The organism is Embleya sp. NPDC008237 (assembly GCF_042956465.1).
Classification (GTDB): Bacteria; Actinomycetota; Actinomycetes; order Streptomycetales; family Streptomycetaceae; genus Embleya.
Genome location: NZ_JBIBGL010000007.1, coordinates 362656 through 375515, shown reverse-complemented (window position 1 = coordinate 375515; position 12860 = coordinate 362656). Strand labels below are relative to the sequence as shown.

Here is a 12860-nt window from a genome sequence, read left to right as displayed (position 1 = left end):
CGGGCACGTTGCTCCGGGCTCTCGCCCTACTGCGCCGGCTCTCGTCCCACCACGCCTGTCCCCGGCCTGCCGCGCCCCGCTCTCGCCCTACCCCGCCGCCTGCAACCGCGGCTTCAGGTGGCGGGCGATCGCCTCCGCGAGCCGCGGCGGCACCGCGTTGCCGATCTGCCGGGCGATCTCGGTCTTGGAGCCGCACCACACGAAGGTCTCCGGGAACGACTGGAGTCGGGCCGCCTCGCGATGCGTGATCGGGCGGTTGACCCGGTCGGTCGGGTCGTCCGGGTTCCACTGCGGGTGCAGGTACTGGCCCTTCTCGGGCTTGTAGAACTCGGTCCGGATGGTCAGCGACGGATGGTCCCAGCGCATCCGGCCCATCACGTCCGTCGTGCCGGACTTCTTGTTCCGCCAGCAGTCCGGCAGCAGGTGGTCCGGCAGGTCGAACCGGCCGCCACCGGGCGGGACACAGTCGTAGCGCAGCAGCGAGCGCTCGATCGGCGTGCGGGCCAGGTGCAGGTCGGCCTCCTTGAACACGCCGGGCACCGTGCGCCCGAAGAACTCGGTCCTGGAGGCGGGCAGGCTGGTCGTCCCGGGCACGCGCGGCAGGTGCTCGATCGCGTCCCGGACGGTGTTCCAACGCCGTGACAGGCCCGGACCGTGGGTCGGCTCCGGGACGGCGATCCCGCCGATCCGGGAGCCGATCACGATCGCCCGCTTGCGGCGCTGCGGAACGCCGTAGTCCACCGCCGGGAGCAGCGCGTCGGTGAGCACGTACCCCTCCAGGAGGCCGCCGGGCTGCGCCTCGGCGAGCAACAGCGCGAACTCGGCGGACTTCTGGAAGCGGTCCACGTTCTCGATCACGAACACCTTGGGCCTGGCCCGGCGCACGAAGCGCAGGTATTCCTTCCAGAGCTTGTTGCGCGGGTCCTCGACGTTGCGGCTGCCCAGATTGGAGAAGCCCTGGCAGGGCGGGCCGCCGATGATCAGGTCGGCGCGCGGGATGTCCCGGTCCGGGATCTCCGCGATGTCGCCCCAGCGCATGTGCGCCTCGCCGAAGTTGGCGGCATAGGTCGCGGCCGCGTGCAGATTCCACTCGACCGCCATGACCGGCCGAAAGCCCTTCGCGGCGGCGAATCCGGACGTCATTCCACCGCAGCCCGCGAACAGGTCGATCATGGTGATGGGTCGTGCCATGCGGACAGGTTAGTGCTGCGGCCGCAGCACTTGGCCGGCCGTGCGCCTTGCGATCACGGCATCCCGAACCCTGGCCGCCGCGGTGACCGCGTCCTCGTGCTCCCAGACGCGGACGACGAGCCAGCCGGCCTCGGCCATCCGTCGGTCGGTGTCCGCGTCGCGGGTGCGGTTTCCCTCGATCTTGGCCTTCCAGAATTCGGCGTTGCGCTTGGGCCAGGTCGCGTGTTGCGGGCACCCGTGCCAGAAGCAACCGTCGACGTAGACGGCGACCTTGGTCGGGCCGAACACGACATCCGCCTCGCGGCGGATGCCCTTGAGCGGGCGGCGGTGCACGCGGTAGCGCAGGCCCATGGCATGCAGCAGACGCCGCAACGCGACCTCGACGCCGGTGTCCTTGCTGCGCTGGCGACTCATCCGCGCGCGGGTCGCTTCCGTGGTGGTCAGGCTCGTCACGGACACCATGGTGCACGGTCACACTGTCATCGCGCCCGGCGACGGCCGGCGCGCCGCGCCGGAGGCAGCGGGCCGGAGGCAGCACTCGGGCCGAATCGCCGCGCCGAGTGCGGGGCTCGGGCCGGGTACGCTCGCGCCTCCGTCGCCTTGACCGCGGCCCAGATCGGCTTGCCCGGCGCGAGTTCGAGTTCGGCGACGGCGAGCGGTGTGACGTCGGCGAGCAGCGGCACCGGGCCGGTCAGTTCGACCCGGACGGTGTCGCCGTGCGGTTCCATGCCGCCCACCTCGACCTGCCACAGGTTGCGCGGGCTGCCGTCCGGGCGAGTCCGGTACAGCGTCACCGCGGCCGGCGGGAAGGCCACGAACACCTCGGCAGCGTCCGGGAGTTCGGCCACCACCAGGCGCTGCCCGGCGGCCAGGTCGACGCCGCCGGCCGAGGTGGTGCCGCGGTACAGGTTCAGGCCCACCAGGCGCGCCACGTAGTCGGTGCGCGGATGGCGGGCCACCTCGGCCGGCGTGCCGGTCTGGACCGCGCGGCCCGCCTCGATCACGGTGAGCCGGTCGGCCAGCACCATCGCGTCCAGCGGGTCGTGGGTGATCACCACCGCGACCCCGTCGAAGTCGGCCAGGTGCCGACGCAGCGTCGCCCGCACGGCCACCCGGGTGCGCGCGTCCAGCGCGGCCAACGGCTCGTCCAGGAGCAGCAACCGCGGATGGGTGGCCAGCGCACGGGCGAGCGCGACCCGCTGGGCCTGCCCGCCGGAGAGCCGACCGGGTTTGACGCCCGCGTGTTCGGCCAGGCCGACCCCGTCCAGCCAGTCCGCCGCCAGGCTCCGGGCCTCGCGTCGGCCCACGCCCTGGCAGCGCAGGCCGAAGGCGACGTTCTCCAGCGCGGACAGGTGTGGGAAGAGCAGGTAGTCCTGGAAGACCACGCCCACCGGGCGCCGCTCGGGCGGTGTGTACAGCCGCCGTTCGGGATCCTCCAGGTCGACGCCCGCCAGCCGGGTGTGTCCGGCGCCGAGGGGGGTGAGGCCGGCCAGGGCGCGCAGGGCGGTGCTCTTGCCGGCGCCGTTGGGGCCGAGCAGGGCGACCACCTCGCCGGGCGCGGCGGTCAGGTGCACGTCCAGGCGGAACGCGTCGCGGACGACGACGAGGTGGGCGTCGAGGCCGGCGGCGCGGGTGGTGGGCTGCTCGGGGGCGGTCGCGTGGTCCGGGTCGGCCGCCCGGTCCGGGCCCGGCTTGGCAGGGCCCGTCGCCCGGTCCGCTCCGCTCGGCTCGTTCGCGCCGGTCACGAGGTGGTCATCCAGCGCTCGCGCAGGCCGGCCAGGATCAGCACGGACACCGCCAACAACACGAGGGAGAGCACGATCGCCGCCTCCGGGTCGGTTTCCAGGGCCAGGTATACGGCGAGCGGCATGGTCTGGGTCTTGCCCGGGAAGTTGCCGGCGAAGGTGATGGTCGCGCCGAACTCGCCGAGCGCGCGGGCCCACGCGAGTACCGCGCCGGCCGCCACACCGGGCGCGATCAGCGGCAGGGTGACCCGGCGGAACGCGGTCCAGCGGGAGGCGCCCAGCGTCGCCGCGGCCTCCTCGTAGCGCGGGTCGGCCGCCCGCAGCGCGCCCTCGACGCTGATCACCAGGAACGGCATCGCCACGAACGCCTCGGCCACGATCACGCCGGTCGTGGTGAACGGCAGCGTGTAGCCGAACGTGTCGTCCAGCCACTCGCCGACGATGCCCTTGCGGCCGAGCACCAGAAGCAGCGCGACGCCGCCCACCACGGGCGGCAACACCAGCGGAAGTGTGACCAGCGCCCGGACCAGCCGACGGCCGGGAAAATCGGTCCGAGCCAGCAGCCAGGCCAGCGGCACGCCTAGGACCAGCACGATGCCGGTGGCCACGGTCGCGGTGAACAGCGAGAGCTTGAGCGCCTCGCGGACCTCGGTACTGCCGAGCTGACTCCCCAGGTCGCTCCACGGCGCCCGGACCAGCAGCCCGACCAGCGGCAGCACCAGGAACACCAGGCCGATCAGGCCGGGCACGAGCAGGGCCAACGGCGCGCCGGCGCGCCGGGGGTGTTCGGCTCGCCCGCGCATGGCCCGCGGGCGCCCGGCCCGCGTGCGTACGGCCGGCGTGCGTGCGTCTCGTGGGCGGCGGGAGGCCCGGGGAGGTTCGATCACGGTGCCTGGAAGCCCGCCGCCGTCAGGGCCGTCCGGCCGGGCTCGGACAGCACGAAGGCCACGAACGCCTTGGCCGCGTCGGCGTTGGGCGCCTTGGCGAGCGGGACGATCGGGTACGTGTTGACCGCCTGCGCGGATTCGGGGAAGTCCAGGCCGACCGCCTTGCCGCCGGCCGCCTTGACGTCGGTGCGGTAGACGAGTGCGGCGTCCACCTCGCCGAGGGTGAGCTTGGTCAGGGCCGCCTTGACGTCCTGTTCGAGCGTCGCGGGGGTGAACTTGACGCCGGCCGCGTCGAGGGCGGTCTTGGCGGCGGCGCCACACGGGACCTGCGGCGCGCACTGGGCGACCTTGAGGCCACCCTGCTTGAGGTCGGCGAGCGACTTGATGTTCTTCGGGTTGCCCGGCGCGACCGCGATCTGCAACGTGTTCTTGGCGAACGCGGTGGGCGTGCCGTCGGCGTTCTTGGCGTCGGTGACGAGCTTCATGTTCTTCGCGTCGGCCGAGGCGAACACGTCGGCGGGCGCGCCCTGGTTGATGCTCGCGGCCAGCGCCGAGCTGCCGAGGTAGTTGAACTTGACCGTGACGCCCGGGTGCGCGGCCTCGAACTGCTTGCCCAGCGCGCTGAACGTCTCGGTCAGCGAGGCTGCGGCGAACACGGTGACGGTGCCCTTGAGTTGCTTTCCGTCACCGGCGGACGCGGATCCCCCGACACCGGCCGGCGGCGTGGCCCCGCCGACCTTCGTGTCGTCCTTGCCCTCGTCGTCGCCGCCGCATCCGGCGAGGGCGATCAACGCCCCCGCGAGCAGCGCGGCCGAGACCGCACGTCCGGCCCGCACCGTGCCCATTGCGCCCATCGTGTGTCCGCTCCCCGCTATTCGAGGGAGTGCTCGCGCGCGCCCTCGGTCCGCTCCACCATGACATTCGTCGACTTCACCACTGCCGTGGCGAGCACCCCGACCTCCAGGCCGAGTTCGTCCGCGGCCTCGGCGCTCATCAGCGAGACCACCCGGTACGGTCCGGCCTGGATCTCGACCTGGGCCATCACCGTGTCCTTGCGGACGTCGGTGACGATGCCGCGGAAGCGGTTGCGCGCCGACGACCAGCCGAGCCGCTCACTGTCCGCACGGGCGTCACCGGCCGCCGCCGACCGGGCGAACGCCGCGAGCGCCGCACCCTCCACCACCCGCCGACCGTTCTCGTCCCGCCGCGCGTCGAGCCGACCCGAGTCCACCCACCGCCGCACCGTGTCCGCGCTCACCCCGAGCAGAGCCGCCGCATCACCGATCCCGAACATGTTCACGGCCGGGATCCTAGCCACGAGCACCTCCCCCACAGAGCAGAGCCGACACCCACACGCCCCGGCAAAAGCCGCCACATGCGAATCCCATCCTTGCAGATGCAAGCAGCTCATGGCCACACACCTCGCAAATCCGATACACATGCATACCCTGCGCGGTCGCAGCGTCGGACGTGTCGGCGGTAAGGAGGGCGGTGAGGTGGGCGGTCGTGTCACGGTCGTGTCGATGCTCGCGTCCGCCCCGGGGCCGCGCTCCCGGCCGCGCGACACGGGGATGAGCGAGACCGGGGCGGATCGGCTTCCGGCGCCACCAGCCGTGCCCGCCTTCGCCGAGGCACTTCCGCCTGTTCGCGTAGCCGGAACCGCGAGAGGGAGGCCGCAGGGGGAGGTCGCCTCGCCGGCATGCGTGGCGACCTCCCGCTCGCGGTCAGCCCGCGATGGGCGGCTCGATCAGGCTGATCCACCACGTGTCCCGGCCGGACGCCTGGCCGACCATCGCTTCGGCGAGCGCACGGCGGGCGGTCGGCGGCGTGCGACGCCACTCGGGGAATCGCCACATCCAACGACGCACCTCGCCGAGGTTGTGGCCTTCGCGCAGCAGGGCCGCGCCGAGAAAGCCGACCTCCGCCCACCTCGGACCGAGGGCCACCTGCCCCCAGTCCACGACGGACAGCCGCCCATCGGGACGGATGATCATGTTGGCCGAGGTCAGATCGGTGTGCAGGAGCCGATTGCCGCACAACGGCCCGGTCCGTCCGGGCGGCAGGTGCTCCCGAAGCCGCCCGACAAGCGTGGGCAGCCCGGCACTTCGCCCCGGTTGGATCCGCCCGATCCGGTCCACGACCCCGACCACCTGGGCCATGTCGGGCGAGCCGAGACGCAGCCGCACGGGCCGCCCCTCGACATGGTCGAACACCAGAACCCGCCACCCGTCGACTGCCCCGTGATGCAACAGGCGCGGAGACAGGATGCCCGTCACCGCACTCGCCGCGACCTCACTCGTCTGCGCCCGCGCGGACAACGGCGCGCCGGCCTCCTCGGCGGCCTCGACGAACACGAGACCGGTGGAAGCACTGACGGTCGCGGCAAAGGAACTGGTGTGTGGCCCGGCGACGGATTCGACCGAACGCACCGGGCCGACTGCCTTCTCCACAAACTCAGCTACCTGGCAGGGCAGTTCGTGCCACCCATATCGCCTGCTCACCTCGCCTCCCGCACGGCCTCGCCGCCGGGCACGATCGGCACCGAAAGCGGCCCGCCGGCGGCGCACCCGAACTGATCGACGCGCCGCAATTCCCGCACCACTCGCGCCAGTTCGCCATCCGAATCAAGCGCAACCAGATGACCGACCGGGCACAGGTAGGGCGACCGCCCGGCCCCGGACGGCTGCACAACGGCAACCCGCTCCGACGCGGCCGGAAGCGCAACAACCGTCCCCTCCGGCAATTCCGCATGTCCATCCACATGCCGAACACGCGAACCGACCCGGATCGCTCGATACTCTTGAATCTCCATCACTGCCTCACGGTGGATAGATGGAGACAGCGGCCGGGCCCCCGCCTGGAATCGAGACGCCCGGCCGCTGTCGCTCTTCGGGGCGGCGACGCTCGGCCCCTGGTCTTTTTCTTCCGGTTCACGGAATCGACAACGCGGTTCAGTGATCCGTGTGCAAATACCGGCAGTTCGGCGAACACGCACACGGAGGCTCCCGATCGGGAAGACCGTCCCCCCACGGCCACGGCGCCGAGTTGCCTACCGGCTCGCGACGTGGGATGGCCGGAAGTACAGCGTCCAACTGGTCCCGCTTAGCGGAGTTTTTCATCAGTCTTCCCTCCCGCCCGACTGCACCCAACTACCGTGTGTACAGGACTGTTGCACCGCGTTAGGTCGACTGGAACCCGCGGAGCGTCCGCATTCGGAAATGCGGAATTGGCCAACCAGGGAGTTGATGATGGGTCGCAGGCCCCGCACTGCGGAAGATCGCCGTGTGAACGGCACCGAACGCCCGGATACTTCGTCGGCACGAAAGTTGTATGCAACCGAGTTGCGTCTACTCCGTGAGGCAGCCGGACTAACGCTTGTACAGGTTGCCGAGGAGCTGAAATGTGCGAAGACAAAGATCGGAGACATCGAGTCAGCGCGACGGCTCGCTCCGAAGGGATTCAGCGAAGAGATGGACGCGTACTACGAAACGACAGGCGTCCTGACACGCATGTGGGAGACCGCGCGACGCGAAGCGCACCCGGACAAGTACGACGCATTCATGCGGATCGAGGCTGAGGCTCGGACGATCGCCGAATACGCAGCACTGACCATCCCGGGGCTCCTTCAGACCGAAACGTACGCGCGCTCCCTCATCCGAGCATTCAATCCTACTGCGAGCAACGAGCGGATCGACGATTTGGTCGCGGGTCGCCTCGCGCGGCAGGACCGGCTGACCGGCGCCAATCCGCCGCGCTACTGGGTGATCTTGGATGAGGCTACGATCCGGAGACCGGTCGGAGGCCACCCAGGGATGCACGAACAACTCGAATCCCTGTTGCCACTCGTCGACTCGGGACAGACCACGATTCAGGTCCTACCGTTCTCCCATGGTCCGCATCCCGCGCTCGGGGGATCGTTGACCCTGCTGACGCGCACAGACTGGTCGAAGGTCGCGTACCTGGAGTACAGCAATTCGGGGCAGCTATTCGAGGACCCGCTGGAAGCAGACATGCGCCAGCAAACGTACGATCATCTGCGTGTCAATGCGCTCGACCGGACACGCACGGCAGAGATGATCACCGCAGCAATAAGGGAGTTCAAACAATGAACACCATCGATGCGCGCGCCGCAACCTGGCGCAAGTCGTCCTACAGCAACGGCGACGGGGGACAGTGCCTTGAGGTCGCCCCGGGCTTCTCCGCCGTGCCTGTCCGAGACTCCAAAGACCCGGGCGTCGGCCACCTGGTGGTCGCCCCCACAGCTTGGTCGGCCCTGCTGTCCACACTGCGCACCGCCTGACACACCGCAGAACCGAAGCCCCGTCACCTCAGGCGACGGGGCTTCGTCGTGCGGCTGCGCAACCGACCGTGTCGCCGCAGCGTTAAGCATCCCCGACCCGCTGCCCAAATCGAGGACGAGGCACGACAATTGGTCCAGAAAAATAGAGGGAGGTCACTATGACCCTTGAGCCCAAACTCGGTCATGCGATGTGGCGTAAGTCGAGCTACAGCGCCCCCAAGGAGCGGAGTGCATCGAAGTCGCCCCGGGCGTCTCAGCGGTGCCTGTCCGGGACTCCGAGGACCCGAGCATCGGCCACCTGGCGTTCGCCCCAGCATCCTGGTCGGCCCTGTTGTCCACACTGCGCACTGCCTGATCCACCAACCGACCGAGCCCCGTCACCTCACGTGACGGGGCTTCGGCGTGCGACCGATCCAGCGCAGGTCCAACTCCGGCTTCCAGCGGGGTCAGAAGGTTTGTGCTCGTAGCACGCTCACCACGAGAACCGCGTTGCTCACCTCGTAGCGCAGGAACACCCCGGATACGGTGACGTCTCGACGGTCGCGATTGCCTTTCACCGGTGACGAGCCGCAGCCGTACGGATCATTGCCGATGCTGCTCTCGACATCGCGCTCAAGCGAGCGGCGCTGACCGTCGCTCAACTTCGACAAGGCATCGCGCGCCTCGTTCGCGTATTGAACTCGGTATCGGCTCACCGCATCACCTCACCGAATCCCCATTGATGTCGCCGAAACCGGTGAAGTCACCGGCCTGCACGCGCTCGGCCGCTGCCTCGTCGGCATCGCGCGCGGCTGGGCCGATCGCCCACCCCAGGGACATCCGACGTTCTAGTTGATCGAGGGGTGTGTTCCACACATCGGCCATGAAGTCGGCCACCTCGTGGGGCCGCACAGTGGCCATGATCTCGGCGAGGGTCTCCGGCAACTCGACTTCTTCGCCAAGCACGATCGCTGTTCGTTTCGCCATGATCCAAGTGTGTCGTTCGGGCGCCGCGAGCAACAAGAGGGCGCGCGAGCAATACACAAACGCGCTTCCCAATGCGCCATGGGCTCCGTTGCGAGCGCTGTGAGAGCGGTGAACGCACTTGATGGGTCGCCGACCCATGGAGAATGCGGGCCGTGTCGGTCGAACAGCGCGTCCAAAGCAGCCGGGAGGCCGCCGGGTGCGTCACATCGGAGTCGTCCATCCGCATCGAGAGCAAGTATCCCGCCCAGGTCCGCTCGAAGGCCGTTACTCCTGCGGCACGTCCACGATCACCAGAGTGCCGCGGCTTCCCGGGAGGACGGTGTGGGGAGTTCGCGCCGGCATCATGAACAGCTCGCCCGCCCGTACCGACACCGGCTCGCCGTCCACCTTCATCTCCAGCCGGCCGTCGAGGACCAGCAAGGCCTCGCCGGCCGCGTGGCTCTCCTCCCGCACCGGCATCTCGTCCATGCGCAGTACCTTCACGCAGGCAGCCCCCACCGTGCCCAACGCGCGAGAACTCCAAGCCTGCGGCAGGCCGGCCGCGATCTCCGCAAGGTTGACCGCATTCATGACACACCCCTCCTCCCGGACCCGGTCGGTCATGCCGAACGGGCCCGCACACGAGATCGATGGATGGCTTGGAAGCTATCCGGCCGGGAGGAGGAAGTGGTCGACCGTTCGGCAAAACCTGCCGGGCGCACCCCGCGAGCTCCGGTGGCCGGGGCGAATGGCGCCCGGCCGGCCCCTCGTTCAGGCCGGGGGCGTCGGTGAGGCGGCGCAGGGTGAAGGGCTCGGCGAGGATTTCGTCGAGGACTCGGGCGACGTGCTTGAAGTGGGACAGGGTGAAGTGGTGCTCCAGGGCCACGCTGTCCGCCCACTCCTCGACGATGATCATGCGGTCGGCGCGCTCGGGGTCGACGTACGGCCGGTAGGCGACGCAGCCCTCCTCGGCCCGGGACGGCGCGATCATCGCGTCGAGGGTCCGGTCGGCCCAGCGGCTCGCCCACCCGACTCCGGGTGCTCCCTTCGTTGATCGCCCCGGTCCGATCGGACCGGGCTTGGCCCGATCGGCGGCGTCGGCGGCCTTCGCTCGGCCGTATCGGTCGCACCCGGGCCCGCGCGAGGGTGGTGCGGCCGGACCGGTGTCGGTCGCGGAAAATCTGCCGCTTTCAGGACGTCGCCCATGCTCAAGAACGCCCTTCGCACCCTCGCCGCGCAGCGCACGCGGCTGGCCCTGACCGTGCTCGCGATCGTCTTCGGTGTCGCGTTCGTGGCCGGTGTGCTCACCCTCAAGGACAGCATCACCGAGGCCTCCGCGTCGGCCGCGGCCGACGACTTCGCCGGTGTCGCCGTCGGCATCCGGGCCGACCCCGACCGGGACACGCCCGACCGCCCCGCCCTGGACGCTCGGTTGGTGGATCGGCTGCGCACGCTGCCCGGCGCCGGGGACGTACGCGGCTCGGTCTCCGGACCCGCCGTCGTCGTCGACCGGGCCGGGCACCTGGTCGGCCGGGTCGAGGAGGCGGTCGGCACCAACCACGCACCCGGTCCGGACGGCGCCGATCCGCTGTACCGGGTGACCTCGGGCCGCGCGCCGACCGCCGCCGGCGAGGTCGCCCTCGACGACGCGGGCGCCCGCGAGGCCGGCTACCGGGTCGGCGACCGGCTGCGCGTGGTCGCCGGCGGCGGCACCCTGGACGCCACCCTCGTCGGCACCGTGCACGCCGACGACGCCCGGATCCGGCTCGGCGCCACCCTCACCCTGTTCGACACCGCCACCGCGCAGCGCCTGTTCGCCGCCCCCGGCGCCTACGACCTGATCACCGTCTCCACGCCGCCGAACACGCCCGTCGCCGCACTGACCCAGGCCGTGCGCGCCCTGGTGCCCGCCGGCGCCGAGGCGGTCACCGGCGCCGAACTCACCAGCGAGCGCCGCGATCTGGCCGCCGCCGGCACCGCCGGACTGGCCACCGGACTGCTCGTGTTCGCCGGCATCGCGCTATTCGTCGGCACGTTCATCATCACCAACACCTTCACGATGCTGATCGGCCGGCGCACCCGCGAACTGGCACTGCTGCGCGCGGTCGGTGCCACCCGGCGCCAGGTCACCAACTCGGTGCGCCTGGAGGCACTGGCCACCGGCCTGATCGGCGCGCTGCTCGGCCTCCTCCTGGGCATCGCGCTGGCCGCCGGACTGCTCGCCCTGCTCCGGGGCACCGACGCCGAACCGCCGCGCGGCCCACTGGTGGTGCGGCCCGCCACCATCCTGTGGTCCCTCCTCGTGGGCGTCGGCGTCACCGTCGCCGCCGCCTGGCTGCCCACCCGCAAGGTCGCCCGGATCCCCCCGATGGCCGCGCTCCGGGCGCACCTGCCCGGCCCGGCCAAACTGCTGCGCCGCAATCTGCTCGGCCTGCTCCTGATCGTGCTGGGCATCGGCGGCGGATACGCGACCGTGCGAACCGCGCCCGACGGCGACGCCAAGTCCGTGCTGATCGTGGTGTGCGGGGTGGTGGCGGTCACCGGCGTGCTGATGCTGATCCCGCTGCTGTCCGTGGCCGTGATCGGCATGCTGGCCCGCCCGCTCACCCGGGTGTTCGGCGTGACCGGCCGACTTGCGAGCCGCAACGCGCTGCGCGATCCGCGCCGTACCGCCGCAACCGCCTCGGCCCTGATGATCGGCCTGTTCCTGGTCACCGGACTGACCGTGATCGGCGCCTCGCTGCGGGACAGCCTCGACCACGCGGCGTCCCGCGGGCTGACCGCCGACTACGCGGTGTCCACCACGCTGCGCGACCCGATCGCGCCCGCGACCGTCGAGCGCATCGGCCGCCTCCCGCACGTCGCCGCCGCGAGCGTGTACCGCTCGACCGTCGCGGAGATCGCCGGCGGCGAACGCGAACTGGCCGCCCTGGACCCGATCGCGGGCCCGCAGGTGATGCGGTTCGACTTCGTCGAGGGCGGCCCCGAGGCGCTGGCCACCGACCTGCTGGTGGAGCGGATCGAGGCGCGGGAACGCGGGCTGAAGGTCGGCTCGACCGTACCCGTGACGTTTCCCGACGGGGTCTCGGGCACCCTGCGCGTCGGCGGCATCTACCGGGGCAACCCGATCGTGACCCCCTACCTGGTCTCCACGCGCACACTCGACCCGCACCTGGAACGCCCGCTCGGCCGCCAGGTGTTCGTTCGCAGCCTGCCCGGCGAGGCCAAGGCGCTGCGGGACACCCTGGACGGGGCCTTCGGCGCCGATCCGGCGCTGCGCGTGCAGTCCAAGGGCGAGTTGCGTCGGGGTCTCGCGGCCGGCATCGACCTGCTCCTGAACATCGTCTACGGTCTGCTCGGCATGGCCGTCCTGATCGCGGTCATCGGCATCGTCAACACGCTTGCGATGTCCGTGCTCGAACGCACCCGCGAGATCGGCCTGTTGCGCGCGATCGGCCTGGACGCCCGCCGGGTGCGCGACCTGATCCGGCTGGAGGCGGCACTGATCTCGCTGTTCGGGGCCCTGCTCGGGGTCGGTCTCGGCGTCGCGGTGGGCGTCCTGGCGGTGCGTGGCATCGACCTGGGCAACGTACCGCTCGGCGCGACGGTCCCGTGGTCGCGGATCGCCCTGTTCGTGCTCGGCGCGATCGGCGTCGGCGTGCTCGCGGCGGCCTGGCCGGCCCGGCGGGCGGCGCGCATGTCGGTGCTCGGCGCGCTCGGGACCGAGTGAGGTGCGGCGGATCGTCCCGGGCCGGCTCGCGGTCGGCATGCCCGGCGACTGGCCGGACGGGT

At 71.1% G+C, this 12860-nt stretch carries 15 protein-coding genes and 1 pseudogene; 4 read left to right on the top strand and 12 right to left on the bottom strand.

The features are described 5' to 3' along the window. Positions 1-87: 87 nt before the first annotated feature. The 8 genes from ACFZBU_RS20600 to ACFZBU_RS20565 form a co-directional block, all read right to left on the bottom strand. The gene (locus tag ACFZBU_RS20600; protein ID WP_391585058.1) at positions 88-1191 is read right to left on the bottom strand and encodes a DNA cytosine methyltransferase; all 1104 of its coding nucleotides are present in this window, start codon (positions 1189-1191) and stop codon (positions 88-90) included. A gap of 9 nt (positions 1192-1200) precedes the next feature. After that, the gene (locus ACFZBU_RS20595; RefSeq protein ID WP_391585057.1) at positions 1201-1653 is read right to left on the bottom strand and encodes a very short patch repair endonuclease; all 453 of its coding nucleotides are present in this window, start codon (positions 1651-1653) and stop codon (positions 1201-1203) included. A 17-nt stretch (positions 1654-1670) separates the two neighbouring features. Then, complete coding sequence (locus tag ACFZBU_RS20590) at positions 1671-2936, bottom strand: ATP-binding cassette domain-containing protein (RefSeq protein ID WP_391585056.1); 1266 nt, start codon at positions 2934-2936, stop codon at positions 1671-1673. Further along, complete coding sequence (locus ACFZBU_RS20585) at positions 2933-3739, bottom strand: ABC transporter permease (RefSeq protein ID WP_391585055.1); 807 nt, start codon at positions 3737-3739, stop codon at positions 2933-2935. The genes ACFZBU_RS20590 and ACFZBU_RS20585 overlap by 4 nt, the downstream gene beginning before the upstream one ends. Before the next feature lie 80 nt (positions 3740-3819). Continuing rightward, positions 3820-4668, bottom strand: coding sequence for a molybdate ABC transporter substrate-binding protein (gene modA / locus ACFZBU_RS20580; RefSeq protein ID WP_391585054.1), 849 nt, complete (start codon positions 4666-4668; stop codon positions 3820-3822). Positions 4669-4694: 26 nt separating this feature from the next. Beyond that, complete coding sequence (locus ACFZBU_RS20575; protein ID WP_391585148.1) at positions 4695-5117, bottom strand: molybdopterin-binding protein; 423 nt, start codon at positions 5115-5117, stop codon at positions 4695-4697. A 430-nt stretch (positions 5118-5547) separates the two neighbouring features. Continuing rightward, a complete protein-coding gene (locus ACFZBU_RS20570; RefSeq protein WP_391585053.1) occupies positions 5548-6177 on the bottom strand; it encodes a phosphotransferase in 630 nt (209 codons plus the stop codon). A gap of 143 nt (positions 6178-6320) precedes the next feature. Beyond that, on the bottom strand, positions 6321-6638 hold the full coding sequence (locus ACFZBU_RS20565; protein ID WP_391585052.1) for a hypothetical protein: 318 nt from the start codon (positions 6636-6638) through the stop codon (positions 6321-6323). A 469-nt stretch (positions 6639-7107) separates the two neighbouring features. Between ACFZBU_RS20565 and ACFZBU_RS20560 the strand changes: the two genes are divergently transcribed. The 3 genes from ACFZBU_RS20560 (at position 7108) to ACFZBU_RS20550 (ending at position 8478) form a co-directional block, all read left to right on the top strand. After that, positions 7108-7932: a helix-turn-helix domain-containing protein gene (locus ACFZBU_RS20560; protein WP_391585051.1), complete on the top strand. Its 825-nt coding sequence runs from the start codon at positions 7108-7110 to the stop codon at positions 7930-7932. Beyond that, positions 7929-8123 carry a DUF397 domain-containing protein gene (locus tag ACFZBU_RS20555; protein WP_391585050.1) on the top strand — a complete coding sequence of 65 codons (195 nt, stop codon included), beginning with the start codon at positions 7929-7931 and terminating at the stop codon, positions 8121-8123. Before ACFZBU_RS20560 ends, ACFZBU_RS20555 begins: the two co-directional genes overlap by 4 nt. A 259-nt stretch (positions 8124-8382) precedes the next feature. Then, complete coding sequence (locus ACFZBU_RS20550) at positions 8383-8478, top strand: DUF397 domain-containing protein (RefSeq protein WP_391585049.1); 96 nt, start codon at positions 8383-8385, stop codon at positions 8476-8478. Positions 8479-8569: 91 nt separating this feature from the next. Here ACFZBU_RS20550 and ACFZBU_RS20545 read toward each other — a convergent pair whose 3' ends face one another. From ACFZBU_RS20545 to ACFZBU_RS20530, 4 genes and pseudogenes are all read right to left on the bottom strand, one after another. Then, positions 8570-8818, bottom strand: a complete 249-nt coding sequence (locus ACFZBU_RS20545) for a hypothetical protein (protein WP_391585048.1) — start codon at positions 8816-8818, stop codon at positions 8570-8572. Positions 8819-8822: 4 nt separating this feature from the next. After that, positions 8823-9089, bottom strand: a complete 267-nt coding sequence (locus ACFZBU_RS20540) for a hypothetical protein (protein ID WP_391585047.1) — start codon at positions 9087-9089, stop codon at positions 8823-8825. A 264-nt stretch (positions 9090-9353) separates the two neighbouring features. Beyond that, positions 9354-9659, bottom strand: coding sequence for a cupin domain-containing protein (locus ACFZBU_RS20535; protein ID WP_391585046.1), 306 nt, complete (start codon positions 9657-9659; stop codon positions 9354-9356). Between the two features lie 259 nt (positions 9660-9918). Continuing rightward, positions 9919-10137: pseudogene (locus ACFZBU_RS20530) on the bottom strand (putative quinol monooxygenase); the annotation flags it as partial. Between the two features lie 135 nt (positions 10138-10272). On the opposite strand from ACFZBU_RS20530, the gene ACFZBU_RS20525 reads away from it, so the two are divergent. Continuing rightward, complete coding sequence (locus tag ACFZBU_RS20525) at positions 10273-12798, top strand: ABC transporter permease (RefSeq protein WP_391585045.1); 2526 nt, start codon at positions 10273-10275, stop codon at positions 12796-12798. Positions 12799-12860: the final 62 nt, after the last annotated feature.